A 25,143-nucleotide genomic window follows, 5' to 3' on the forward strand; every position below is an offset into this window, starting at 1 on the left:
TCCGGATTTCCACGAACGTGGTGCGCCGAGGGCCTCCGGTTAACGCCGTGTGAACGCTTGTTTCATAGATCCAGAATCTATGGACGGATCGTTCATGGCGGGTCTAGCGTCTCTCACGTGCAACGACCGACCCTCCTTCTCGATTTCGACGGCACCGTGTGCCTCGGCGACGATCCCGTGTGGGCGTACGCCGATGCGGTGGCCATCTCCCTCGGCGACGACGCCGCCGCACACCTGCGTGCCGGGTTGACGGCTTTTCTGGACCGCGGCGCGGGGGACTACCTCGACGGGTACTCCGCCGTCCAGCAGCTGTCGGTGGGCGTCGACGCTGCCGTTCTCGCCGCCGCCTACGCGCAGTCCCGCGAGCGCCTCGCCGCAGGTGAGCTCGAGGTGTGGGCACCGGCCGGGCTCGCGGATTTTCTCGATCGAGTCTCGGCCGACGTGGTCCTGGCCACCAACGCCCCGCAGCGCGGCGTGGTGGAAACCCTCGAGCGTCTCGGTCTGACTGCGCGCATGGATCGGGTGTTCACCGATGCGGGTAAGCCCGAGAAAATGCCCGAGCTGGTGGACTCGCTTGTGGACATGCGGCCACCCCACCTGTTGGCCAGCGTCGGCGACATCTGGCGCAACGACCTCGATGCCCCGCATCGACGGGGCGCCGTCACCGCCTACATCGACCGTCACGGTCACCTCCGGCCCGAGGCGACCTTCTCCGCCACGACTTTCGAGGCCATGTACGACGAAATTGTCGAATGGTCCACCGATCCAGCAGCATTCGCACTCACTCACGAAGGACAGTCATGAGAATTCGCACGCCTCTGCTCGCGGTGGTCGCCACCGGTCTGCTCACCGCCTCGCTCGCCGGCTGTGGAGCCCGCGACGAATCCACCACCGAATCCTCGGCAGCCTCGCCCTGCACCGGGTCCAACTCTGCAGATGCAGCCGACCCGTCGGAGCTGACGCTGGCACTTGTCCCCTCGGGTGACGCCAACAAGCTCGTCGAAACCGTCAAGCCGCTGCAGGACGCACTGACCGAGCGCCTCGGCATTCCGGTCCGTGGCGTCATCACCCAGGATTACCAGGCGGCGGTGGAGGCCATCGGTGCAAACCAGGCGCAGATCGGCATGCTGCCGCCGCTGCAGATGGTGCAGGCCTGCAACAAGTACGGAGCCGAGCCGGCACTGCAGACCGTGCGCAAGGGCAAGACCACGTACGCCGCGCAGTTCTACACCAACAACCCCGACAAGTACTGCGACGACGCGCCCGTCACCGGGGCCAACGGCCTGCTGTACTGCAACGGCACCGAGAGCGGCACGGGCCCAGCGGGACTCGACTCGTTGAGCAAGATGAACGGTGCCAAGACCGTCATGCTCCAGTCCGCGTCCTCGGCCGGATTCGTCTTTCCCTCCGCTGCTCTGAAGGCGGCGGGCATCGACTCGACCACCGACTTGGATCTGACGCAGGTCACCTCGCACCCGGCAGCGGTGCTGTCGGTGAACAACGGCGACGACGAAGTGGGCGTGTCCTTCTGGGACGCCCGCGAGACCGTCGTCAAGGACACACCCGACGTCGCGAAGAACCTGGTCGTGTTCGCGTTGACCAACGAGATTCCCAACGACGGTGTCTCGATCAGTAGCTCACTCAGCCCTGACCTGCAGCAGCGCATCTCGGACGCGATGGAGGATTACGCATCCACCCCCGAGGGTGTCGAGGCCCTGACGGCGATCTACCAGATCACCGGGCTCGACAAGGCCGACCCCGCCGCGCTGCAGCAGGCGCAAACCGAGGCGGACTCCATCGGCCTGGGGAACTGACCGAAGATGAGCGGCGACGGCATCGCATTCGACAACGTCTCGGTAACGTATGCGGGCGGCCACACCGCGCTCGACGCAGTGACGCTGGATATTCCGGCAGGTCAGATGGTTGCCGTCGTCGGGTTGTCCGGCGCAGGAAAGTCCACGCTGATTCGTACCATCAACGGCCTCGTCCCCGTCACCTCCGGCACCGTGACCGTCGGTGATCGCGCCGTGAACGATGTGAGCAGCAAGGGGTTACGGGATCTGCGCGGCGACATCGGCATGATCTTCCAGGGCTTCAACCTGGCCAAGCGCACCAGCGTGCTGAACAACGTGATGATGGGCAGGCTGCACAGCTCGCCGACGTGGCGAACCCTGCTCGGTGCGTGGTCGGCGGACGACATCGAATTGGGAATGCAGGCTCTCGAGCGCGTCGAGATCGTCGGTAAGGCGTACGAGAAGGCGTCGTCCCTCTCCGGTGGTCAGCAGCAACGGGTCGCGATCGCGCGAGCACTGGCACAGCAGCCGCGGGTGATCCTCGCGGACGAACCGGTTGCCTCTCTCGATCCGCCGACCTCGCACGTCGTCATGCGAGACCTGCAGCGCATCAACGCAGAACTCGGCATCACCGTGGTGGTCAACCTGCACTTCCTCGATCTCGCCCGGCGCTACGGCGATCGGCTGATCGGACTGCGCGACGGGAAGGTCGTGTTCGACGGCCATGGCCGGGACGCCGACGAAGCGGTGTTCGAGAGCATCTACGGCCGGTCGCTGACCGCGGAGGACGTGCTGGAAGCAAAGGCAGAGCTGTGAGCGCTTCCGTTTCTGCCCGGCCGGTGAAACCGCGTTCGACATGGAAAACCGTTGTGACACTTGCCGTCATCGGGCTGATCACCGTCTGGGCGGGCATCGGTGTCGGTGCCGACCTCGGCGACATCATCGACAACTGGAGCAACGCCACCGGCAAGCTGATTCAACTGGTGCAGCCGGACTACTGGTTCTTTCCCGAGACCGTCGACGCCATCCTCGAGACCTTGCAGATGGCCGTCATCGCGACTGCCATCGGTGCCGCGATCTCCTTTCCTCTCAGTTTTGCCGCCTCACGCGTCACCAACCCGAGCCGGCCGCTGCTGACGGTGGTGCGCGGGATCATGAACGTCGTTCGCGCAGTGCCCGATCTGCTGTACGCGGCGGTGTTGGTCGCGGTGGTCGGCACCGGTGCGCTGTCGGGAATTCTCGCGCTGATCGTGTTCAACGTCGGCATCATCGTCAAGCTCGTCTCTGAGGCGCTCGACTCGGTCGATCGTGGTCCTCAGGAAGCCGCCCTCGCCGCCGGTGGCTCCTGGATCGCGGCCGATCGCAGTGCCGTGGCGCCGCAGATCTTTCCGGCCTTCGTCTCGCAGAGCCTCTACACGTTGGAGCTGAACGTCCGAGCCTCGGCGGTCATCGGACTCGTCGGCGCAGGTGGCCTCGGCATGCTCATCGACAACGTCCGCACCTTCTACAAGTATCACCAACTCAGCCTCATCATTCTCGAGATTCTCGTCATCGTCCTGGCGCTGGAACTGATCTCGTCCTGGGCCCGTCGAAAGTTGGTCGGATGAGCGTCATCGACCGCACCACCCGCGTCACCCCGGCTCGGCCGCGGAAACCGCGCAACCCCCTACACACCGCGGTGTGGGTCGGCATCTTCGCCGTGTTCGCACTCTCGTTGTACGGCATCGAAATTCGCTGGGACAGGTTGCTGGATCTCCCGCAGAATCTGGTGCGCTACGCCGGCCTGATGTTCGTGCCACCGGACGTCTCCGCGCTCGGCAAGGCCGTCTCGGCCACCATCGAATCGGTCCAGATGGCGTGGTTCGGAACGGTGCTCGGCATCGTCGTGTCGTTTCCTCTGAGCTTCCTCGCGGCCGCGAACATCGGGCCGCTCTGGCTGCGGTGGCCGCTGCGCGTGGTGTTCGCCGTCATCAGAGCCGTGCCCGAGGTGGTGATCGCAATCCTCATCCTCTCGGTCACCGGACTCACGGCGTTCACCGGAGCGCTCGCCATCGCCGTCGGCTCGGTCGGCACCCTCGGCAAGTGGGGATACGAGGCCATCGAAGGAGCGGAGAAGGGGCCGATCGAAGCAGCCAGGGCGGCAGGTGGCTCGACGGCTCAGATCGTGCGCTGGGGACTGTGGACCGACGTCGCCCCCGAAGTGTTCGCTTTCTGGCTCTATCGCTTCGAGATCAACGTCCGCGCGTCGGCCATCCTCGGCTTGATCGGCGCAGGCGGCATCGGCAGCATGTTGGTCGACAACGTGCAGTACCGACAGTGGGGTGCGGTGGGCATGCTGCTGATCGTCGTCGTGGTCATCACCGTGATCATCGATCAGATCTCCGGGCGGGTGCGTCGCCGCATCATCGACGGGCAGTGGGGCAGGAGCGGAGCCCGCGGAGCGACCAAACGGGGCTGGCGCGGATCGCGCAAGATATGAGCATGGATCTTGCGCCCGGTGGAGTCGTGCCGCACATCAGGTCGATCATTCCGTCGTTGCTCCCGGCCGAACGGGCCGTCGCCGAGGTCTTTCTCGAACGTCCCGCCGACATCGTCGAGATGTCCTCGCAGCAGGTCGCAGACGCGGCAGGCGCGTCGCGGGCCTCGGTGGTACGTACCTGCCAGAGTCTCGGCTTCGGCGGCTATCAACAGTTGAGGGTGCTGCTCGCGCGTGACGCGGCGCGAGCCCTACCCACCCAGGAGCGCTCGGCCGACGGTCCGTTCGCGATCGTGACGGAGACGTTCGCCCACGTCGGTGACTCGATCGCGGCGATGACGGCACTGTTGACCACCGAGGACGTCACGCGTGCCGTGTCCACCCTCGCCGGTGCCGAGTCCATCGTGGTGATCGGTAACGGACTCTCGGCCGCGCTGGCCGCCGATACCGACGCCCGGATGCGCTCGCTGGGTCTGCGCTCGTACGCTCCCACCGACTCCATCGCCCAACAGGTTGCCGTCCGGCTTCTCACCGACCGCGACGTCGCCCTGATCATCAGCGGGTCGGGCGCGACGAGTGCATCGACCAAGGCCGCGCAGGCTGCTCGGGAGCGAGGGGCCACCGTTGTGTCGGTGACGTCGTTCGCTCGCTCGACTCTCGCGGCCGCGTCGGACATTGCCCTGGTCGTGGGCATGCGAGATCTGAGTTTTCAGCGCGAACTTGCTGTCACCAGCCGGATTCCGCACGTGATCCTGCTCGAGGGGCTGATGGCCGCGCTGACCGACGCGTTGGGCGACGAGGCGTCCGCAGCGATGGCCGCGACGCTCGAAGTCATTTCCGGCAACCTCGGTGAGTGAAGCGTCACCTGTGGTCGGTGACACCGTCGCACCGGTGTGCACGCTAGGTTCACTACGGTAGAAGGCGAGCAGCGGCGCTCCGCTGCCGCCGGCATGTCGACGACAGGACAGGGACCAACATCGTGAGTACAGACGACGCTGCCGTAGCAACGGTCGTTGCCGGAGTCGACCTGGGTGACCCGGAGCTCGCGCGATCCGTCGCCGACGGCCTCGCACGCGTCGAGGAATTGATGATCAGTGAACTCTCCGACGGAGAAGAGTTCCTGACCGAGGCCGCGCTGCACCTGGCCAAGGCCGGCGGAAAGCGATTCCGGCCCCTGTTCACTGTGCTCACCGGCCAGCTGGGACCGTCACCGACCGACCCGGCGATCGTCACTGCCGCCACGGTCGTCGAGCTGGTACACCTGGCGACGCTCTACCACGACGACGTCATGGACGAGGCGTCGATGCGCCGAGGTGCGGAGAGCGCGAACTCACGCTGGGGCAACAGTGTGGCGATCCTCGCAGGCGACTATCTGTTCGCGCACGCGTCGCGGCTGGTGTCCACGCTCGGTCCCGACGCCGTGCGGATCATCGCCGAGACCTTCGCCGAGCTGGTCACCGGCCAGATGCGTGAGACGATCGGAGCGAAGGGTTCGGAGGATCCCGTCGCGCACTACTTGAAAGTCGTGTGGGAGAAGACCGGCTCGCTGATCGCGTCGTGCGGACGCTTCGGCGGAACGTTCAGCGGCGGCGACGCCGAGCACGTGGGACGCCTCGAGCGCCTCGGCGACGCCGTCGGTACTGCCTTCCAGATCTCCGACGACATCATCGACATCTCCTCGGCCACCGAGCAGTCCGGCAAGACTCCCGGGACCGACCTTCGCGAGGGTGTACACACGTTGCCGGTGCTCTTCGCACTGCGCGAAGAGGGTGCCGACGGCGACCGGCTGCGCGAGATCCTGGCCGGGCCGGTGACCGAGGACGCGCTGGTGACGGAGGCTCTCGAACTGTTGCAGCGTTCGCCCGGAATGGTCTCGGCGAAGAAGACACTCGGCGAGTATGCCGCTCGGGCTCATGCAGAACTCGCGTTGCTGCCGCAGGGCCCGGCCAATGACGCTCTCGGCCGATTGGTGGATTACACCGTCGAACGCGTGGGCTGACGACCGGGGAACTGCAGCTCGGGGTGTTTTCGTTGAATCGGGTAGTACCCGGTACGAGGAGGCACCTTCAGACATGAACGGCTACGCGAATGGCGTCAAAACTTTCGGCCTGCTGGTCGGGATGTCGGCGCTCATCGTCTTCATCGGCTCACTGTTCGGCAATGCGACGATTCTGATCGGCTCGATCGTCCTGGCCGTCGGCGTCAACGGCTACGCGTACTTCAACAGCGCGAAGATGGCGTTGCGGTCGATGCACGCGGTGCCGGTGACCGAGCTCGAGCAGCCGGCGATGTATCGGATCGTCCGCGAGTTGGCAACGGCCGCTCATCAGCCGATGCCTGCGCTGTACGTGAGTCCGACCGACAACCCCAATGCGTTCGCAACCGGACGCAACCCACGCAACGCTGCGGTGTGCTGCACCGAGGGCATTCTGCGCATCCTCGACGAGCGCGAACTGCGGGCGGTGCTCGGCCACGAACTCTCGCACGTCTACAACCGGGACATTCTGATCTCGTCGGTGGCAGGAGCGATGGCCGCCGTTATCTCCGGCCTGGCCAACCTGGCCTTCTTCGCCAACATCTTCGGCGGACGCGGCAACGGGGGACCGAACCCGATCGCGCTGCTGCTGGTGTCGATGCTGGGACCCATTGCCGCCACGCTGGTTCGCCTCGCGGTCTCTCGCTCGCGTGAGTACCAAGCCGACCAGTCCGGTGCCGAACTGACCGGCGATCCGCTGGCTCTTGCGTCGGCGCTGCGCAAGCTCGAGCAGGGAGTGCAGTTGGCGCCGCTGCCGCCCGAGCCGCGGTTGGCTGCCGAGTCGCATCTGATGATCGCCAATCCGTTCCGGATCGGCGACAAGGCGGGTGCGCTCTTCGCCACCCACCCGCCGATGGCCGACCGTATCGAGCGACTCGAGCGGATGGCCGGCCATCGGCCGTACTGACGGGAGCCTGCGGCATGTGAGCGGAAACTCGTAGCGGGCTACGAGGTTCCGTTCACATGCGGCGCAGCCGCTCTATCGGTAGTTGACGAACTGCAGTGCGATGCCGAAGTCCTCGTTCTTGAGCAACTGCTGGATGGCCTGGAGGTCGTCGCGCTTCTTGCTGCTCACACGCAGCTCGTCACCCTGGATCTGAGCCTTGACGCCCTTGGGGCCGTCGTCGCGGATCTTCTTGGAGATCTTCTTCGCGTTCTCGGTGGTGATGCCTTGCACGAGCTTGCCGGTGACTTTGTAGACCTTGCCGGACGCGGCCGGGTCGTTGGTCTCGAAAGCCTTGAGCGAGACGTCGCGTCGAATCAGCTTCTCCTTGAACACGTCGAGGGCAGCCTTGACCTTTTCCTCGGACTCGGAGGTGATGACGATGGTTTCGGCCTCGCCGCTGCCGGACCATTCGATACTGGTGTCGGAGCCGCGGAAGTCGAAGCGGGTCGCCAACTCCTTGGCGGCTTGTCCCAGAGCGTTGTCCACTTCCTGCCGGTCGACTTTGCTCACTACGTCGAAGGACGAATCAGCCACTTCTCACACTCTCCAGTCGAATCGAAAATTTGATGTGGCGATGGTGTCGGTCCACATCCTGCAGGGACTTTATCGGCCCGCTACCGACCGTATCCACCCGGTTTGCGTTCCGGGGGGACGTTCGTTGTATTCTTCTCACCGCGCCGAAGAGCAGTACGAGCTTCGATCGCAGCACGGCAGATTGCCCGAGCGGCCAATGGGAGCGGACTGTAAATCCGTCGGCTTATGCCTACGTAGGTTCGAATCCTACATCTGCCACACCTGGAACCCCGGCGAGTGTTCTCTCGCTGGGGTTTCCATGTGAAGAGGACATGGATGGGTCGCTGACCACGCAATTTGGTAGTCGGCGCTCCGAATGTGTAACCTCTTGAAGGCTTCAGCGCACGGCAACATGCGTAGTTGCTCGCCCCCTTAGCTCAGTCGGTAGAGCGTTTCCATGGTAAGGAAAAGGTCAACGGTTCGATTCCGTTAGGGGGCTCGCTGGATTGGATGGCTCGACGTCTCGTTCCCCACGTGGGATGGTGGACGATGAGCACCTGAGGCGGTGTAGCTCAGTTGGTAGAGCAAACGACTCATAATCGTTGCGTCGCCGGTTCAAGTCCGGTCACCGCTACACAGTAGGCAAGCACGACATGCAGCACCCACGAACAGTCCTGATTGACCCAGATCAGATTTACCCGAAAGTAGGCGTCCAGTGGCCTCCTCCACCGATGTGCGGCCCAAGATCACCTTGGCCTGCGAGGTTTGCAAGCACCGCAACTACATCACCAAGAAGAACCGTCGGAACGATCCCGACCGCATCGAGCTGAAGAAGTTCTGCTCCAACTGCGGCACGCACCGGGCTCACCGCGAGTCTCGCTGATCCGCACGGCTCGCTGGTTCGCAGTTCCGATCTCTAATCGGCGCCCGGCGTTAGGTCACATTTTCTTCCCCTAACGGCTCTTGCGTCCAGGGTAGAAAAGGTCTCCACCGTGTCACAAGCTCCACACGACGTCCCGGCCATGGATGCATCCGCACACGCGGCATCCATGGTCGGTTCTCATTTTCGCGTCGACGACTTCTACGAGGTCGGCCGTGAGAAGGTTCGTGAATATGCGCGTGCCGTCCAAGATTTTCATCCCGCGCATCACGACGAGGACGCAGCGAAGGGCCTCGGTTACGACGGTCTCCTCGCGCCCTTGACCTTCATTTCCCTGCTCGGCATCATGTCGCAGACCCGGATGTTGCAAGAGTTCATCACGGGATACGACCCGAGTCAGATTCTGCAGACCGATCAGAAGCTGGAATTCCATCGCCCGATCCAGGTGGGCGATCGAATTTTCTGCGACGTGTATCTCGAGTCGTTCCGGCAGATGAGCGGCAGCGACATCATGACCACCAAGAACATCATCACCGATCAGAACGGCGATCTCGTTCAGACCACCTGGACGACCATCGTGGCGCGTACCGGCGGGGAGATCGACGAGAACATCGCCCATGCGGTGAAGGAAGTGATCAGGCATGGCGCTTCGTAACTTCGACGACGTATCGGTCGGCGAGGAGCTGCCTGCGCGAGTGGTGTCCCTGACCCGCGGCGACCTGGTGAACTATGCGGGCGTGTCCGGCGATCCCAATCCGATCCACTGGAGCGACGAAGTCGTCGAGCTGGCCGGATTGGACGACGTCATCGCGCACGGAATGCTCACGATGGGCCTCGGTGCAGGCTTCGTCACGTCGTGGCTCGGCGACCCGGGTGCGGTCACCGAGTACAACGTGCGCTTCACCAGTGCGGTGTACGTCCCGGCCGACTCCCCGGCGTCGGTGGAGTTCACCGGCAAGATCAAGTCGGTGGACGCCGATGAGCGAACCGCGACGGTCGCCATCGTCGCGAAGTCCGCAGGCAAGAAGATTTTCGGGCGAGCGACCGCCACGGTCCGCTTGGCCTGAGCATGGTCGACCCGGTGGAGATCGTTCACCGCCGGGACGACGGGATTTATCTGTTCCGAAGGGTGTGCAGTACACTGAGATTTCTGGGGTAATCCGGCGCTCTGCGCTGCCCGCGTCCTCTTCCGGAGGGTCCGTGGGCCGTGTGTGAGTCGGATGGACACCAGAGCGGCCGAGAAGTTTCGGCCGAAGGGGCGTAGCTCAATTGGTAGAGCAACGGTCTCCAAAACCGTAGGTTGCAGGTTCAAGTCCTGTCGCCCCTGCCCAAGGTGTCAGCAACTGAGAGGAACGACGTGAGCGAGGAGCGCGGTAAGCGCGACGGTCGATCGGAGGAGTTCGAGAACTCTTCGGCTTCAGACGACGTCGCACCTGGCTCCGAGGGCCGTCTCTCCGATGCTGATACGTCCGCCGGTGATTCTTCGGAGGGCGCAGTCGTCCCCACCGGCAAGCGATCGTCCGGCAGGTCCCGCAGCGGCGCTGCAGGGGTGTCCGTGTCGAAGGCTCCAGCAGCATCGGCCAAGACCAAGCCAAGCAAGACACGTTCGGGCAAGGTCAAGGCCGACAAGCGACCGAATGTCTTTCTGCGTCTGCTGCAGTTCTTCCGCGAGGTCGTCGCCGAGCTCCGCAAGGTCATCTGGCCGAACAAGAAACAGATGGTCACCTACACCACCGTCGTGCTCGTCTTCCTGGCGTTCATGGTTGCGTACATCAGCGGCCTCGACGTGCTGTTCCTCAGGGGCGTCGGCTGGCTGTTCGGCTGACCGATACGGCTGCCGTGACTTTTCGACGATCGAACCGAGCAGGAAACTAGAGAAAGGGTGCTGACGTGAGCACGCCGCACAACGACGCCACCGAAGTGGCCGCATTCGACGCCGATGTCGAGGCGACCAAGCAGGGCCTCGAAGCGGAGCAGGCCGCTCAGGACCGCGAGACCGACGAAGCCATCAAGGCCGACGTCGCAGCAGCGACCGGCGAGGAAGTTGCCGTCGACGGTGCCGACGCGGCCGATGCCGACGTCACTGCCGAGCCCGAGGACCCCGTTGCCGAGATGAAGGCGGCCCTGCGCCGTGCTCCCGGCGACTGGTATGTCATCCACTCGTACGCCGGTTACGAGAACAAGGTCAAGGCCAACCTCGAGACCCGTGTGCAGAACCTCGACGTCGGTGACTACATCTTCCAGGTGGAAGTTCCCACCGAAGAGGTCACCGAGATCAAGAACGGTCAGCGCAAGCAGGTCAACCGCAAGGTTCTGCCCGGCTACATCCTGGTTCGCATGGAACTCAACGATGAGTCCTGGGGTGCGGTGCGCAACACTCCCGGCGTCACCGGATTCGTCGGCGCGACCTCGCGTCCGTCACCGTTGACCATCAACGAGGTCGTCAAGTTCCTGATGCCGCAGGAAGGCACCAAGAAGGACGCCAAGGCAGCCGCAGGCGCAGCCGACCAAGGTGGCGACACCACGTCGAAGCCGACCATCGAGGTCGACTTCGAGGTCGGCGAGTCGGTCACCGTCATGGACGGCCCGTTCGCGACCCTCCCCGCCAGCATCAGCGAGGTCAACGCCGAGCAGCAGAAGCTCAAGGTGCTGGTATCGATCTTCGGCCGCGAAACCCCGGTCGAGCTCGGCTTCACGCAGGTCTCCAAGATCTAGAAGCCGCGCGCACAGACTTGCAGTAGCAACCGCAAGAAACCCGAGCGAATACAAGGAAAAAGAAATGCCCCCGAAGAAGAAGAAGCTAGCCGGGATCATCAAGCTTCAGATCCAGGCCGGTGCCGCAAACCCGGCACCGCCCGTCGGCCCCGCATTGGGCCAGCACGGCGTCAACATCATGGAGTTCTGCAAGGCGTACAACGCCGCGACCGAGTCGCAGCGCGGCAACGTCGTGCCGGTCGAGATCTCGGTCTACGAAGACCGCACGTTCGACTTCAAGCTCAAGACTCCTCCCGCTGCCAAGCTGCTGCTCAAGGCTGCAGGCGTGGCAAAGGGCTCCGGCGAGCCGCACAAGACCAAGGTCGCCAAGGTGACCATGGATCAGGTGCGCGAGATCGCCAAGACCAAGCAGGAAGACCTCAACGCCAACGACATCGATCAGGCCGCGAAGATCATCGCCGGTACTGCTCGCTCGATGGGCATCACGGTCGAAGGCTGATTTTTCAGCCCTCAGCTACACAGCAATACACGTGGGAGAGCCGGCCAGGCTCGTCAACCACACTGAACTCGAACGAAGGACAGCAAGACATGGCAAAGCGCAGCAAGGCCTACCTCGAGCAGGCCGCCAAGATCGACCAGGACAACCTCTACTCGCCTCTCGAAGCCGCAAAGCTGGCCAAGGAGACCGCGTCGAGCAAGTTCGACCCCACTGTCGAGGTCGCAGTGCGACTCGGCGTCGACCCCCGCAAGGCCGACCAGATGGTGCGTGGCACCGTCAACCTTCCCCACGGCACCGGCAAGACCGCTCGGGTTATTGTTTTCGCCGCTGGTGAGAAGGCTGCAGAGGCCGAGGCAGCAGGAGCCGACGTCGTCGGCGCAGAAGATCTGATCGAGCGCATCCAGGGCGGATTCCTGGACTTCGACGCCGCGATCGCCACCCCCGATCAGATGGCCAAGGTCGGCCGCATCGCCCGTGTCCTCGGACCGCGTGGCCTGATGCCGAACCCGAAGACGGGCACGGTCACCAACGACGTGACCAAGGCTGTCAACGACATCAAGGGCGGCAAGATCAACTTCCGCGTCGACAAGCAGGCCAACCTGCACTTCGTCATCGGCAAGGCCTCGTTCGACGAGACCAAGCTGGTGGAGAACTACGGCGCAGCGCTGGACGAGATCCTGCGTGCGAAGCCGTCGTCGGCCAAGGGTCGTTACGTCAAGAAGGTCACCGTCTCGACCACCACCGGACCCGGCGTCCAGGTCGATCCGAACCGCACGCGCAACCTCCTCGAGGACGACGCGAACGCGTAATTTCGTATCCACGAACGAAGGCCGGTCTCCCTGGGGAGGCCGGCCTTCGTCGTGTTCGACCGAGGACCTAGGCAGCCTTCGCGCGGGCGAAGTTGGCCAGGATGATGCCGCTGATGCGGTCGAGCAATGCGGCGGGTAGGTCGTGGGCCATGCCGTCGATCAGCGTCAGTTCGGCGCCGGGGACTGCGCGGGCGATGGCCTTGCCGCCGGATGGCCGCACCAGTCTGTCGGCGGTGCCGTGGATGACGGTGGTCGGTGCAGTGATCTTCTTCGCGTAGGGCCGCAGACTGCCGGTGCCGGTGATCGCGGCCATCTGTCGGACGACGCCGGACGGGTTGTAGTTTCGCTCGTACATCACCTGAGCGATTTCGAGCTGCTCCTCGAGCGGAGTGCGGTAGCCGGGGGAGCCGATGGTGGCCAGCGTCTTCGCCGAGTGCGCGATGATCTCGTCCTTGGTGGCGTCCTTCCCGACGCCACCGAGCAGCGGCAGTAGTGCCCGCGGGTCCGGTGGGGGAAGGAACGGCTCGTTGGTGCTGGAGAAGAGTATGCCCACCGACTTGGTCCGTTCGGGATAGCTGCCGGCGAAGACCTGGGTGATCATGCCGCCCATCGAGGCCCCTACGACGTGGGCCGCGTCGATGTCGAGGTGGTCGAGTACTCCGACAGCATCGGCGGCCATGTCTGTGATCGTGTACGGCACGTCCGAGGCCATGCCGAGCTCGTGCCGGATCAGGCGCAGGATCTGGGATCCGCGTACCTTCTGCCCGGACATCTTCGTGGACAGCCCGATGTCACGGTTGTCGATTCGGATCACCCGGTATCCCGCGTCGACGAGGCGGGTGCAGAAGTCCATGGGCCACAACGTCAATTGCGCGGACAGGCCCATGATGAGCAGGACCGCCGGATCGTCGACCGAACCCATGTCCTCGTACGCGATCTCGACGGAATTCGACGGCGCGATGCCTTGTTCCATTCTCATGATGTCGTTCTACCAGCCCGGCTCGCCGAGTATCGGAGCCACCAGGTAACTCGGACTCTGCGGGTCGAGGACGATGTCCTGTCTGCGTAGTCGCGTGCGCACCAGATCCGGCAGAATCGGGATGAATCGTGGTGTGTCGGTGGCGAATACGTCGACACGAAGTCGGTGTCCGGCCACGATCACGGCCTCGGTGGTGAGGATGTCGATGTCGAGCTCGATGGGCTCACCGACGGGCACGGGGAGCAGTGCGGCTCGGGTGAGCGGATGGTACGGCTGGGTGTAGTCGCCGTTCGGGGCGAACAGCGAGCGCTCGTCGTCCACCGCGCGGCGCGAGGCGAGCAGGGCGCCGTTGCTGAGCACGGTCGAGGTTCCATCCGGGTCGACGTCGCAGATCATGATGGCCCACAGTGCTTCCGGCGCGTGGCACACGACCCGCAGATGCAGATTCATGGGACCGGACAGAACGGTGTCCGACTCGGCGGGCCCGGTGGTGAAGGTGACCGCGGCACCCTCGGCGAATCTGTTGTCGTAGGTGAATCCGCCGCCCAACACCGCCGTCACGCCGGCGAGAACCTGTGTGGTGTCGCGAGATACGACGGCTCTCAGCGAGGGGCGCACCGTCAGCTCTGCGGTGGAGTCGGCAGGCTCGGAGGTGAGAACACCGTCGGCGACGGCATGGCCGGCGGTGCCCGATGTCGCGGCCGACAGGTACAGCCTTCGAGGCTGCGCCTGGGGAGCCGGAAAGCGCCCGTGCGCAGTCCAATTGCCGCCTTGTCGACGCAGTGTGACGGGGCCGTAGTTCTCGATTCCGTTGTCCACATCGCGTAGCCATTTGTCGAACCACGCTCGTTCGAGTACGTCGAGTCGCGGTGGAAAGCCGGGTTCCCCGAATCCGATTCCGGGGTTGCCGTGGTAGCCGTCGCCGACGAGCAGTTGCTTGAATCCGCGGTCGAGGGGCAGCCGGTTGTAGATGTCGGGGGCAGAGCCGCCGAAGATGTCGTGCCAGCAACCGTACAAAAATGTCGGTGCGGCGATGTCCTCGACGACGGCATCGATGGTGTCATAGTACGGGTCGTCGTAGATTCGCGGGTCTCGTCCTGTGACAAAGCCTTTGGCCAGATCGAACAGGTTCGTGGCCGGTGATCGCGCGCGATCGCGCAGCCAGTCCACCGCATCGATTCCGCCGATGGCAGGTGCCCATTTGAGTCCGTTGACGGCGGCGAGCCACAGCGGTATGAACGCCGAGGTGGCTCCACCGGTGGCGAAGATTTCCCGAACGATGTCCACCGAGCCTTCGACGGCGAAGATCGCGTCGAGTCCGGCGGGTTGCTTGGCTGCAGCCTGCAGGGCGTTGATCGCGGAGTAGGAGATCCCGGCCATCCCCACCCTGCCGTTGCACCAGTACTGGCGTCGAGCCCAGTCGATCACTTCGATCGAGTCGAGCTGTTCGCGCGGCCCCAACACGTCCCACGTACCGTTGGAGCTGCCGGTGCCGCGGACGTCGACGATCATCTGGACGTACCCGCTGCGGACCATGTGGCGGTTGACCGAGAGCAGATCCGCCGCCCCGCCCGCCACGACACGGGTGATTTCGGTGATGCCGTCGAATCTGGTTCCGGTCAGGTCGAACGCGGCCGAGAAGGCTCTGATCGCACGGCCGAGAACAGGTGTCTCCAGAACGGTGTCGATGCCCTTGATCAGCAGCTTGTTGTAGGGAGTGAGGTTGAGGACTGTGGGAAACGTCCCCTCCACGGCCTGTCCCGACGCGTCCGCGGGGCGGAAGACATATGCGCGCAGCACAGTTCCGTCGCTCATCGGAATTCGGACGTTCGCGGAGACGGACACCCTCGGGTAGCGCGGTTGCTCGCGCACGAGCGCTGCCCATGCCGCCGCTGCATCGCCGCCGCTGGGATCGCGCACGGGTTGCAGGAGGGGGTGGGGGTGTACTGCCGTCATGAAGATCGATTAGACCCTCGAACGACCCCGTTTGTCCTGAGGAACGCCGATCGGTCGTCATCAGCTCCAACGAAACGGCCGTCGTCCTGTGATGTGTTGGGAACATTCTCAACAAAAGTTGAGCGCCGCTATGGGGCTTACCAGACTTTTTCGGTCACCGAGTCGCAGACCCGCGCGATTGCTAACGTCGGCCCGTCCGAAGTGACATGGGACACCGATCGTTGCAGGGGAGCGAGAATGCACGTAGAAGCACTGTTCGGAGACGGATCGTTGCGTCCGATCTGGCCGCACGCAGACGCACTGATCACCAACGAATGCCCGGGGCTTCGCTTCGGCGGGAAATACGCGGACGTCGTCGCGCTGAGCAACGGCGATCCGACGGCGCTGCGGCCGTTCATCGACGAAGAGACCCGTCGCCGCGTGGCCGCGATGCCACCCCCGCGTACCGACACCGCTCTGGTGTTCGGAGCCAACGGGTTTCTCGGGGCTCACCTGATCGGACGCCTGACCCGCGATGCGTCCGTCGACGTCGTTTACGCGATGGTTCGTCCCACCGAGGAGGAGTCGGCTCTCGAGCGCTTGCAGCGCACCCTCGATCAGTACGAGATCGCGGTGGACGCCGACAAGATTCGCATCGTCGAGGGCACTCCAACGACGTTCCGGTTCGGCCTCGACAAGGCCGCCTACTACGACCTGGCAGCCGGAGTGGGGCAGATCTTCAACTGCGCCAGTTCCACCGACTACACCGAAAGCTACGCCGAGCTGCGCGACGACTGGTTCGTCAGCGTCCTGCGCATCCTCGAATTCAGCGTCACGTCCACCCGCAAACACCTGACGTACGTGGGCAGTATCGGTGCTCACCTCTATCAGAAGCCCGAGGACTTCCGTCGTCCCGATTCGTGGTGGTACTCCGGGTACGCGCAGATGAAGTGGGTCAACGCAACGTTGCTGGGATGGCTGTCGATGTCGGACACCTACTCCGTCACCCTGTGCGAGGCCCCCTACATACTCGGCAGCACCGAACTCGGGCGTGACCCGGGCAGGGTCTACAGCTTCTGGCGCATCATCGAACTGGCGATCGCCGCCGGTGCCATCTGGGACGGCCCGGGAATGAACTACGTTCCGGTGGACGTGATGTGCGACGTCATGGCGAGCAACTCGTTGCGTAGCCATCCTCTGACGAGGCTGTTGCCGAGCAATCCCACCGGCTACGGTCACGATCTCTACGCCGACCTCCTCGGGCTCGATCTGGTGAGCTGGGAGGAGTTCAAGGAGCGCGTCAGCGCGCGCATCTCACCTCGGTTCGCCGAGACGATGCTGGCCGACAACATCGACAAGCTCATGCGCCTGGTGCACAAGCCCGAGGCCATTCTGCCGGTCGACTACGACGTCTCCTGGTGCGATCACCGCAGGCTCTTCGAGCTCTACTTCGAAAAGGCTCAGCTCAAGACGCTCACTCCCGCCGTCGCCAACTGACGTGGCGGACGGATTCGAGCCGACGTCGGTACGGTTGCGAGACCTGTCCGTCGGGCACGAGGTCACCAATGCCGTTCTCTCCCTGGGTTTCTACATCGTCTGTGGATCCATCGGGCTGCTGCCGGAACCGTTGCGAAACCGAGCGGCCGACGCCTTCGTCGGCTGGTCGGAAAGCATCGACGAACGCCGGCACACCTGATGTCCCTCGCGCGATGGGCTGTGGGCGTCGGCTCCGCAACGGCTGTTCCGTTCGCGCTGTTCGTCTACTGGCGCACGCGGTTCTTCTTTCGCGATCCGCATCGCGTACCGCCCGCCGATCCGCGGGCGGTAGTGGCACCCGCGGACGGGTTCGTCACGTACGTGAAACGGGTGGAGGCAGGTGCCACCGCGTTCGCCGTCAAGAAGGGGCGAACGATTGCCCTCGACGAGATCGCCGGCGTCTCCGCGTCCGACAGTGGATACCTCATCGGGATCTACATGTCGGAATACTCGGTGCACCGCAATCGAATTCCCATCTCGGGCACGGTCGGGATGCGAAGGCACCGGTCCGCGGCCCCGTTCAACAAGTCGATGGCCCGGGTCGGGGCCAATCTGTTGACGCGCCGAACTCCGTACGACGAGGGGTGCGACTATCTGCTCACCAACGAGCGGCTCACCATCTCGGTCGAGCATGCCTGCGGCGCGGTGGTGACGGTAACGCAGATAGCCGACCTGTGGGTGAACCGCATCGTCGCGCACATCGCGGTGGGCGACACGGTCGAGCGCGGCGAGCAGTACGGAATGATCAAATTCGGTTCACAGTGCGACGTGTTCGTGCCCGACGCACTGGTCGCGAGCATCGCCGTCCGGCCGGGGCAGTACGTGTTCGCGGGGGAGACCGTCGTGGTTCGGTCACCGATTTCTGTGTCCAGCAACATATCTCGTGAGAAGGAACGATGATCACCGTCGAACAGGTCGAGTCCGGTAAGGACTGGAAAGAATTCGAGGCCGTCGCCGATCTGGTGTACCGAGGTGACCCGCACCGACTGCCGGACGAGTCGATGGATCTCGATCGCATCCTGATCTCGCCGCCCGCCGCCATCGCGGCGACTCGCGATACGTGTGCCTTCGTCGCCCGTGAGGACGGCGTCGCCGTCGGACGGGTGGTGGCCATTCACGACAAGAGTTTCACCGAGTACACGGGCGAGTCGATCGGATTCTTCGGGTTCTACGAGGCCGTCGACGACCACGAGATCGCAACCGGCCTGCTCGACGCGGCAGCAACGTGGTTGTCGGCGCGCGGGCTGGCGACCATGTCCGGGCCGTTCGGGCCGTCGATGTTCTACAGCGCGGGCATCGTCGTCGACGAAGTGCCCGTCCTGCCACTGGTGGGGATGCCGCACAACCCGCTGTACTACGCCGCCCACTTCGAGAAGTGGGGCCTGGTGGGCATCAAGGACTTCTACAGCTATCTGTTCGACGATCCGTGCGTCATCTACAACCGTCCCGAATACGCCCGGCACATGCAGATTTTCGAGAAGATCAAGGCGCGGTCCGAGGTCACGTTCCGGTCGATGAAGTATCGGACGTTGCGCCGCGACGCACGCATCGTGCGGGACCTCTACAACAAGACGTTCGTGAACTTCTGGGGCTACTCTCCGCTGTCGTTCGTCGAACTGTTCGAGCTGCTGAAGATGATGCTGCCCGTACTCGATCGCAGGCTCACGCTGTTGGCGGAGTTGAACGGCAAGCCGGTCGGATTTCTGATGGGAATTCCGGACGTGAATCAGGCAGCCGCGAAGGCAGCGCACCTGAAATCGAGGTGGCTGCGCGACCTGGTGACGCTGTGGCACGTCAAGCGGCCGGGTCGGACCGACGTGATCGACGGTGTCCGCGTGGACATGCTGTTCGTCGATCCCGATTGCCCCGACCGGGCGGTGTCCTCGTTGCTCATCATGGAGATGTCGGTGCGGATGCGCGATCTCGGATTCACCAGAGTCGAAGCCGCGCCGGTACTCGACGACAGTCCCTGGATGAAAGGTTCGGTGCTCACTCGGATGGAGAAATCACCGCACCGCACCTACCGAATCTTCAGCCGCGAGCTCCCGCGGACATGACCGGGGCGGCAGTGCTGACATCCCACCGACACCGGCGCAGCATCGGCGACCGGTGGGGACGGACGGTCGCGCGTCGCAGATGGACCGTGCTGGCGGTGTGGCTGCTGCTGGCGGTGGGGTCGGCCGTGCTCTATCCGGCGCTGCAGAACTCCTTGGTGGGAGCCAACTTCTCCGTTCCGGGAACCGAATCCAGCCGCGCCGACCGACTCGTCGAACAGCATTTCGCGTCCTTCGGGTCCGAACAGCTCGTCGTCACGTTCACCTCCGATTCGGTGGACAGCCGGAACCCCGCCTTTCGTGAACGGGTAGGGGAGGTCGTCGGGGAGCTCCGGCAGTCACCGGACGTGCTGCGTGTCGTCGATCCCTACGAGAGCGCCGGATTCGTCCCGACGATCTCCGCGGACGGGACGTCGGCGCTGGCGTTCGTCGGCGTCGGCGGCGATCCGCGTGATCGCATCGCCGTGGCCGAACGGATACAGGAGCTGATCGGCGGCGCATCCCGTGACGGCGTCGAGGTGGCGGTCACCGGATACTCCCCGATGACCGTGGACCTGACGAAGGTCGAATCCGACGACGCCGTGCGCGCCGAGAGCATCGGACTGCCCATCGCGTTCGTGTTGCTGATCCTGGCTCTGGGTTCGGTGGTCGCCGGTGTCGTTCCGCTCGTCACCACGGGAATCGGAGTGCTGGCCGCCTTCGGAGTGTTCGCGCTCCTGTCCAACGTCATGACGTTCGATGTGCTGGTGACGACGGTGGCGTCGATGTTCGGGCTCGGTCTCGGTATCGATTACGCGCTGTTCATCGTCAGCCGATTCCGCGAGGAGATGGACCGAGCCGTTCCGGGCGAGCCCGACGGCCGTGCCCGCACCGACGCTGCCGTCGGTGCCGCCATGGGGACGGCCGGGCACACGATCGTCATCTCGGGATTGGTGGTGCTGATCGCTCTCGGTGCGTTGGCCATCGTCGATGTTCCTGCGGTGCAAAGCATTTCGTTCGTCGTTGCGCTGACGGTCGCGTGTGTCGTCATCGTGGCGTGGACCCTGCTGCCGGCGATCCTCGCAGTCCTGGGTCCGAGAATCTCCGGACTGTCACTCCCGCAGCGCTTTCAGCCACCGTCGGTCGGGGAACAGGCCGCGGCCGTCCCCACATGGTGGTCGCGATGGGCCCGGCACGTCATCGAACGGCCGTGGCGCTACACCGCCGTCACCGCGGCAGTTCTGTTCGCCTGCCTCGCACCGATCGGCTCGATTCAGTACGGCGTGGATCTCGGAGCCGACGCGCTGAGCGCCGAACCGAGTGGCAAAGCCAACGCGGTACTGACCGACAAGTTCGCTCCCGGCACCATCTCGCCCATCACCATCGTGTTCACCGGCGAGGACGACCGCCCACTCGATTCGGGTCAGACGTCGACGGTCGCGTCGTTCGCCGACGACGTCCGTGCCGATGGCCGCGTCGAATACGCACTCGCCCAGCAGGACGGTGGTCGGACGCTGCTGATCGTGGTTCCGTCGGTGCCGATCGATTCGACCGACGCCTCCGACCTGGTCGCGTCGATCAGATCGCAGGCTCTGGTGGCGGCCGAGCGCGACGGGACGAGTGTCTCGGTCGGTGGCACCACGGCACTGGTGGTCGACGCCTCGCAGGAGATCTCGAGCAAATTCCTCTTGGTCATCGCAGCCGTCTTGGCCTTCTCTCTGGTGTATCTGGGCATCGTGTTCCGAAGTGTGGTGATTCCGGTGAAGGCTGTAGCGATGAACCTGCTGGTCACCGGTGCCGCGCTCGGAGCGACCGTGGCCGTGTTCCAGTGGGGATGGGGTTCGTCGATCCTCGGCTTCGACAGCCCGGGGTACATCCAGGTGTACCTGCCCGTGACGGTGTTCGCCGTGGTCTTCGGGTTGTCGATGGACTACGAGGTGTTCCTCATCGGCCGGATGCGGGAAGTGTTCGTCCGAAACGCGGGAACCGACACCGACAGGGCCAACGACACGGCGATCGTCGACGGGCTCGAGCACACGGCCAGGCCGATCACCGCGGCAGCAGCGATCATGATCGCGGTGTTCGCGAGCTTCCTCACCGCCGACGTACTGGAGCTGCAACAGTTCGGCTTCGCGTTGGCCGTCGCCGTCCTGTTCGATGCCGTGCTGGTGCGAATGATGATGGTGCCCGCGATGATGAAGCTGTTCGGCGCTCGAAACTGGTGGCCGGGGGTGCGTCGGATTCAGGCTGCCGGGAGCTGAGCCGAAGCCAGCACGGAACCGTCGGAACTGCGGATCTCGATCTCGGTGACGTCGCCCCGAAGAACGGCGGCGTTCATGCGGCACTCGATGGTGATGTCGCTACCGAGAAACGTGCCGGACGGGAGTTCGGTACCCGACCGGTCGACGAGAACGACCTCGTAGGGGCCCCGACCGGATATGCCGTCCATCTCGAGGATGGTCTCGGTGCCCCAGGTGTGGGCAACGAGGCCGCCCTCGATGTCCACGCTCGGCACACTCGTGGTGAAGGCGACCTGCTCGTACGCACCGAGCGTGCCCGGTGGGCCGGTGATCGCGGCCGGTGGGTCCGCCGGTTGCCGAAAGGCGTCGATCCCGAGTACGACGCCACCGCCGACCACCAGTCCCACAGTGGCGGCTGCCGCCACCAGAGCGGCAGACCTACGTCGCCCACCGAATCGCGGCGCGTTGTTTTCACGAGGTGACCGCCACGCCGAGTCGCCCGTCGTACCCATAACTCGCTCGCGCAGGTCGGGCGACGTCGGAGATTCGAGCCACGGTCCGGTCGGACCGCGAGAACCGAGAGTCCCGGTCAGTGCGCGTAGTTCGGCGATGTCGGTGTCGACGGTGGGATCGGACGCGGCGAGCTCGCGCAGTTCGGCGGCTTCGTTCTCGTCGAGGTCGTAGGCGACGGCAGCGGCGATCAGCTCGGCTCGGCGATCGTCTCGGGCGTTCATGCTTCCTCCTGTCCGTCGAGATGGTCTCGGAGCGCCCTCAATGCGTAGAAGGCGCGGGTGCGCAGTGTTCGCACGGCCACTCCCGTCGACTCGGAGAGCTCCGCGTAGGTCGTTCCGGCCAGGTGCACGGCGACGACGACCTGTCGGTGGTCGGGAGAGAGCAGCGCCAGCGCGGCGATGATGCGCAGCCGCTCGTCGACGTCCGGACTGGTGTCCCTCGAGACCGCAACCGATTGCCGGTCGACGTCCTCGATCCGTTCCGACGCAGAGATCGGCATTCTGCTCAGCGACCGTTGGACGTCGACGATGACGTTGCGTTCGATGGCGAACAACCACGTGCGCAGCGATCCTCGACCTGGCTCGAAGCGGGATCGCGCTCGCCACGCGCGAAGGAACGTCTCCTGGACGCAATCCTCGGCGAGCGTTCGGTCGCGTAGCGCATTGACGGCGAAACCGAGCATGGCCGACGCGTGCTCGTCGTACGCGACAGCGACGTCGAAGTCCAGTTCGATCACGCTCCCGATGCTCATGACAGTGACTACGTCGACGGACGCCCGGGCGTTCATATCCGGGACTGGGATATTTCTTTACCGAGCTTTGAACATCGTGGCATCAACGGTCGTACACCTTTGCACGGGCTCGCCTGCCCGATACTCCCACGGAAGGCACACGAGATGACCACACGCTCGATCACCCGCCCGGCAATGTCCGTCCGCGGCACCGCCGCAGCAGTCGTCGGTGGCACGGCAACCGCTCTGATGCTGTTCACCGCCGCCCCCGCCGGGGCAGATACCCCTGTCGCCGAACCGGATTCGTTCACCAGCGCGTTCACCGCAATGGCCACACCCGACCAGGTGCTCAACGGCGAGGGCGTCGCCACGCCGGGTCAGCCCGGCGCGATGGGTACCTTCACACTGCGCATCAATTCCGATCTCGACATCGTCTGCTACGACATTGCGCTCGAGGGCGTCACCGGCGATTACATGAGCCCGGCCAAGACCGCCACGCACATTCACCAGGCGGCGGCGGGTGCCGCCGGTCCTCCGCGTCTGGCGTTCCCGAACCCCACGCCGATCGGCGACGGCCCGCGTACCAGCAGTGGGTGCATGCAGGGACCGTTCACCACCGGACTGACTCCGGCCGGTGCCACCGCCGACAGCGGAACCGGATTCACCCTCGATCAGATCGAAGCCGATCCCGCGGCCTTCGCTGCCGATACCCATACCGTCGACTTCTCGGCCGGAGCGGTACGCGGACAGCTCACCCAGATCCCGGTCGGGTCCGTTGCAACCGGAGGTGGCGGCTCGGCGCTGGCGCCCGATTCGGCGTCGAGCTCGGTGGTTCCCGTCGTCGGCGCGGTGGCTCTGGGTGCGATGGTCGTCGCGGGCGTGACGTTCGCGGCTCGACGCGAGGTGCGGAGCTGAGATATTCGGTCCTGATCGCGGCCGCGGCCGCGGCCGCGGCCGCGGTGGTGGTGGTGGGCTGTTCCTCACCGCCGCCGCCACAACCGCCGGCCGCGCCCGTGTCCTCACAGCCGCCGTCGAGTGCTGCCCCGACTGCGCCCGTGGTGGACTCGGTGCGACCGGCCCCGGCGCGAATGAGTGCTGAGGCGATCGATCTCGACGAGCCGTTGATCGGACTGGGTCTGACCGAGTCGGGGGAGATGCAGGTGCCGACCGATTACGACGACGTCGGGTGGTTCACCGGAGGGGGTCGACCCGGCGCGATCGGCAGCCCGACGGTGGTTGCCGGGCACGTCGATTCCACGACCGGGCCCGCGGTGTTCGATCGGTTGTCCGAACTGCGACCGGGCGATGTCGTGACGGTGGCGGACGAGGCGGGCGGCAGCACCGAGTACCTCGTCGACCGAGTCCGTGACTACGGCAAAGTGGAGTTCCCGACGGCGCTCGTCTTCGGCGCGGTGACTGCCGACGAGATCCGACTCATCACCTGCTCGGGTGATTTCGACTCAGCCGTCGGCAGTTACGAGCGCAACCTGGTCGTCTTCGGGGTCCGCCCCTAGTCGAGACGTTTTGGAGTTGGTCCGCCGCGTGTTGTAGTCTGGTCGACGGTTCGGATCACAAGTGCTCGCACTCGAATCCAGACCGCCCAATCAAGTTCTACCCAAGACCGTTGGTCACCGCCTTCTCGAAGGATTCACTTCCGGGAGTTGCGCGGTTGAAGGTCCGAGATCGCTTCGGACGGCCCACGCAGGAGAACGAGGTAGGGAACTTGTATGCGGCCCTCGCGGTTGCCCGCTCGTTCACGCCCCGTGTGCTTCTTGCGCCGGGGCGTTCGTCGTTTTCCGGCCCTCTCGCGATCGACACAACTTCCCACGAGAGGAGGCGAAGTATGGCAAAGCCCGAAAAGGTCTCAGCAGTATCGGAGATCACCGAACAGTTCAAGGGTTCGACGGCTGCCGTCGTCACGGAATACCGTGGCCTGTCGGTGTCCGGTCTGACTCAGCTCCGGCGTGCGCTCGGCGAAGGTGCCACGTACTCCGTCGCCAAGAACACCCTGGTCAAGCGCGCAGCTGCCGAGGCCGGTATCACCGGACTCGACGACTTGTTCGTCGGACCGACCGCCATTGCATTCATCAAGGGCGAGCCGGTCGACGCTGCGAAGGCCATCAAGGCCTTCGCGAAGGACAACAAGGCCTTGATCGTCAAGGGCGGCTACATGGACGGCGCGACGCTGTCCGTGGACGAGATCAACAAGATCGCAGACCTCGAGTCGCGCGAAATCCTGTTGGCCAAGCTCGCCGGCGCCATGAAGGGCAACTTGTCGAAGGCTGCAGGCCTGTTCAACGCTCCCGCATCGCAGTTCGCGCGTTTGGCGTTCGCGTTGCAGGAGAAGAAGGCTGCCGGCGCACCTGCCGCGGCCGAGGCACCTGCAGAAGCAGAAGCACCGGCGGAAGCTCCCGCCGAAAGCTGATCCGCTGGTATTGGCGAACAGCTCAGCTCCACACCACCAACACCATGCCGCGGATCAGCGGCCAGGTACTTACAGGAAGGACCCGC

The 25,143-nt window shown here is 64.6% G+C and carries 28 protein-coding genes and 4 tRNA genes; 27 read left to right on the plus strand and 5 right to left on the minus strand.

Translation table 11 applies throughout. From position 1 onward, the window contains the following. Positions 1–117: 117 nt before the first annotated feature. The 8 genes from CH275_RS25510 to htpX all read left to right on the plus strand — a co-directional run bounded on the left by CH275_RS25510 (position 118) and on the right by htpX (position 7,211). Complete coding sequence (locus CH275_RS25510) at positions 118–804, plus strand: HAD family hydrolase (RefSeq protein WP_094680916.1); 687 nt, start codon at positions 118–120, stop codon at positions 802–804. Next, entirely contained in the window at positions 801–1,814 is a 1,014-nt protein-coding gene (gene phnD, locus CH275_RS25515) for a phosphate/phosphite/phosphonate ABC transporter substrate-binding protein (RefSeq protein WP_094680917.1), read from the plus strand. Before CH275_RS25510 ends, phnD begins: the two co-directional genes overlap by 4 nt. A gap of 6 nt (positions 1,815–1,820) precedes the next feature. After that, complete coding sequence (gene phnC / locus CH275_RS25520; RefSeq protein ID WP_094680918.1) at positions 1,821–2,609, plus strand: phosphonate ABC transporter ATP-binding protein; 789 nt, start codon at positions 1,821–1,823, stop codon at positions 2,607–2,609. Positions 2,610–2,632: 23 nt separating this feature from the next. Continuing rightward, a complete protein-coding gene (gene phnE, locus CH275_RS25525) occupies positions 2,633–3,400 on the plus strand; it encodes a phosphonate ABC transporter, permease protein PhnE (RefSeq protein ID WP_256991229.1) in 768 nt (255 codons plus the stop codon). Then, the gene (gene phnE / locus CH275_RS25530; RefSeq protein ID WP_094680920.1) at positions 3,397–4,272 is read left to right on the plus strand and encodes a phosphonate ABC transporter, permease protein PhnE; all 876 of its coding nucleotides are present in this window, start codon (positions 3,397–3,399) and stop codon (positions 4,270–4,272) included. Before phnE (CH275_RS25525) ends, phnE (CH275_RS25530) begins: the two co-directional genes overlap by 4 nt. 2 nt (positions 4,273–4,274) lie before the next feature. Next, the gene (locus tag CH275_RS25535) at positions 4,275–5,126 is read left to right on the plus strand and encodes a MurR/RpiR family transcriptional regulator (protein ID WP_179276344.1); all 852 of its coding nucleotides are present in this window, start codon (positions 4,275–4,277) and stop codon (positions 5,124–5,126) included. Positions 5,127–5,248: 122 nt separating this feature from the next. After that, complete coding sequence (locus tag CH275_RS25540) at positions 5,249–6,268, plus strand: polyprenyl synthetase family protein (RefSeq protein ID WP_094680922.1); 1,020 nt, start codon at positions 5,249–5,251, stop codon at positions 6,266–6,268. 73 nt (positions 6,269–6,341) lie between these two features. Continuing rightward, entirely contained in the window at positions 6,342–7,211 is an 870-nt protein-coding gene (htpX, locus tag CH275_RS25545) for a zinc metalloprotease HtpX (protein WP_094680923.1), read from the plus strand. Positions 7,212–7,283: 72 nt separating this feature from the next. Here the strand turns inward: htpX and CH275_RS25550 are convergent, their stop codons facing one another. Next, positions 7,284–7,784 (minus strand): YajQ family cyclic di-GMP-binding protein, encoded by a 501-nt coding sequence (locus CH275_RS25550; RefSeq protein ID WP_094680924.1) that lies wholly within the window; start codon positions 7,782–7,784, stop codon positions 7,284–7,286. A 175-nt stretch (positions 7,785–7,959) separates the two neighbouring features. Here CH275_RS25550 and CH275_RS25555 point away from each other — a divergent pair. The 11 genes from CH275_RS25555 to rplA all read left to right on the plus strand — a co-directional run bounded on the left by CH275_RS25555 (position 7,960) and on the right by rplA (position 12,666). Beyond that, positions 7,960–8,042: transfer RNA gene (locus CH275_RS25555), tRNA-Tyr, on the plus strand. 147 nt (positions 8,043–8,189) lie between these two features. Further along, positions 8,190–8,262: transfer RNA gene (locus CH275_RS25560), tRNA-Thr, on the plus strand. A 62-nt stretch (positions 8,263–8,324) separates the two neighbouring features. Further along, positions 8,325–8,397, plus strand: a tRNA-Met gene (locus tag CH275_RS25565). An 81-nt stretch (positions 8,398–8,478) separates the two neighbouring features. Next, a complete protein-coding gene (gene rpmG / locus CH275_RS25570) occupies positions 8,479–8,646 on the plus strand; it encodes a 50S ribosomal protein L33 (protein ID WP_027498281.1) in 168 nt (55 codons plus the stop codon). Between the two features lie 139 nt (positions 8,647–8,785). Beyond that, positions 8,786–9,298, plus strand: coding sequence for a (3R)-hydroxyacyl-ACP dehydratase subunit HadA (gene hadA, locus CH275_RS25575; protein WP_094680925.1), 513 nt, complete (start codon positions 8,786–8,788; stop codon positions 9,296–9,298). Then, positions 9,285–9,710: a (3R)-hydroxyacyl-ACP dehydratase subunit HadB gene (hadB, locus tag CH275_RS25580; protein ID WP_094680926.1), complete on the plus strand. Its 426-nt coding sequence runs from the start codon at positions 9,285–9,287 to the stop codon at positions 9,708–9,710. Before hadA ends, hadB begins: the two co-directional genes overlap by 14 nt. A gap of 187 nt (positions 9,711–9,897) precedes the next feature. Beyond that, positions 9,898–9,970: transfer RNA gene (locus CH275_RS25585), tRNA-Trp, on the plus strand. A 30-nt stretch (positions 9,971–10,000) separates the two neighbouring features. Further along, positions 10,001–10,468, plus strand: coding sequence for a preprotein translocase subunit SecE (gene secE / locus CH275_RS25590; RefSeq protein WP_094680927.1), 468 nt, complete (start codon positions 10,001–10,003; stop codon positions 10,466–10,468). A gap of 65 nt (positions 10,469–10,533) precedes the next feature. Continuing rightward, entirely contained in the window at positions 10,534–11,358 is an 825-nt protein-coding gene (nusG, locus tag CH275_RS25595) for a transcription termination/antitermination protein NusG (protein WP_094680928.1), read from the plus strand. 64 nt (positions 11,359–11,422) lie between these two features. Beyond that, entirely contained in the window at positions 11,423–11,857 is a 435-nt protein-coding gene (gene rplK, locus CH275_RS25600; RefSeq protein ID WP_008713829.1) for a 50S ribosomal protein L11, read from the plus strand. Positions 11,858–11,946: 89 nt separating this feature from the next. Then, positions 11,947–12,666 (plus strand): 50S ribosomal protein L1, encoded by a 720-nt coding sequence (gene rplA / locus CH275_RS25605; RefSeq protein ID WP_027498276.1) that lies wholly within the window; start codon positions 11,947–11,949, stop codon positions 12,664–12,666. A 67-nt stretch (positions 12,667–12,733) separates the two neighbouring features. Here rplA and CH275_RS25610 read toward each other — a convergent pair whose 3' ends face one another. After that, positions 12,734–13,645 carry an alpha/beta fold hydrolase gene (locus CH275_RS25610; protein ID WP_094680929.1) on the minus strand — a complete coding sequence of 304 codons (912 nt, stop codon included), beginning with the start codon at positions 13,643–13,645 and terminating at the stop codon, positions 12,734–12,736. A gap of 9 nt (positions 13,646–13,654) precedes the next feature. Continuing rightward, positions 13,655–15,601 carry a CocE/NonD family hydrolase gene (locus tag CH275_RS25615; RefSeq protein WP_094680930.1) on the minus strand — a complete coding sequence of 649 codons (1,947 nt, stop codon included), beginning with the start codon at positions 15,599–15,601 and terminating at the stop codon, positions 13,655–13,657. 237 nt (positions 15,602–15,838) lie between these two features. Between CH275_RS25615 and CH275_RS25620 the strand changes: the two genes are divergently transcribed. Genes CH275_RS25620 through CH275_RS25640 form a run of 5 tightly spaced genes read left to right on the plus strand, consistent with a single transcriptional unit; the run spans position 15,839 to position 21,410 of the window. Beyond that, positions 15,839–17,077 (plus strand): SDR family oxidoreductase, encoded by a 1,239-nt coding sequence (locus CH275_RS25620; RefSeq protein WP_094680931.1) that lies wholly within the window; start codon positions 15,839–15,841, stop codon positions 17,075–17,077. A gap of 1 nt (position 17,078) precedes the next feature. Next, positions 17,079–17,276, plus strand: coding sequence for a serine/threonine protein phosphatase (locus CH275_RS25625; protein WP_094680932.1), 198 nt, complete (start codon positions 17,079–17,081; stop codon positions 17,274–17,276). Then, positions 17,276–18,016, plus strand: a complete 741-nt coding sequence (locus CH275_RS25630) for a phosphatidylserine decarboxylase (RefSeq protein ID WP_094680933.1) — start codon at positions 17,276–17,278, stop codon at positions 18,014–18,016. Before CH275_RS25625 ends, CH275_RS25630 begins: the two co-directional genes overlap by 1 nt. Then, positions 18,013–19,173 (plus strand): hypothetical protein, encoded by a 1,161-nt coding sequence (locus tag CH275_RS25635; protein WP_094680934.1) that lies wholly within the window; start codon positions 18,013–18,015, stop codon positions 19,171–19,173. Before CH275_RS25630 ends, CH275_RS25635 begins: the two co-directional genes overlap by 4 nt. Further along, positions 19,170–21,410: an MMPL family transporter gene (locus CH275_RS25640; protein ID WP_094680935.1), complete on the plus strand. Its 2,241-nt coding sequence runs from the start codon at positions 19,170–19,172 to the stop codon at positions 21,408–21,410. Before CH275_RS25635 ends, CH275_RS25640 begins: the two co-directional genes overlap by 4 nt. Here CH275_RS25640 and CH275_RS25645 read toward each other — a convergent pair. Further along, complete coding sequence (locus tag CH275_RS25645; RefSeq protein ID WP_094680936.1) at positions 21,392–22,123, minus strand: hypothetical protein; 732 nt, start codon at positions 22,121–22,123, stop codon at positions 21,392–21,394. The two genes, CH275_RS25640 and CH275_RS25645, sit on opposite strands and share 19 nt — an antisense overlap. Beyond that, entirely contained in the window at positions 22,120–22,653 is a 534-nt protein-coding gene (locus tag CH275_RS25650) for an RNA polymerase sigma factor (RefSeq protein WP_256991214.1), read from the minus strand. Before CH275_RS25650 ends, CH275_RS25645 begins: the two co-directional genes overlap by 4 nt. Before the next feature lie 144 nt (positions 22,654–22,797). On the opposite strand from CH275_RS25650, the gene CH275_RS25655 reads away from it, so the two are divergent. From CH275_RS25655 to rplJ, 3 genes are all read left to right on the plus strand, one after another. After that, positions 22,798–23,547 carry a CHRD domain-containing protein gene (locus CH275_RS25655; RefSeq protein WP_094680938.1) on the plus strand — a complete coding sequence of 250 codons (750 nt, stop codon included), beginning with the start codon at positions 22,798–22,800 and terminating at the stop codon, positions 23,545–23,547. 173 nt (positions 23,548–23,720) lie between these two features. Continuing rightward, a complete protein-coding gene (locus tag CH275_RS25660) occupies positions 23,721–24,146 on the plus strand; it encodes a class F sortase (RefSeq protein WP_256991215.1) in 426 nt (141 codons plus the stop codon). Positions 24,147–24,475: 329 nt separating this feature from the next. Then, a complete protein-coding gene (rplJ, locus tag CH275_RS25665) occupies positions 24,476–25,057 on the plus strand; it encodes a 50S ribosomal protein L10 (RefSeq protein ID WP_032380459.1) in 582 nt (193 codons plus the stop codon). Positions 25,058–25,143 lie beyond the last annotated feature (86 nt).

It is taken from the genome of Rhodococcus sp. 06-235-1A (assembly GCF_002258785.1).
GTDB lineage: Bacteria > Actinomycetota > Actinomycetes > Mycobacteriales > Mycobacteriaceae > Rhodococcoides.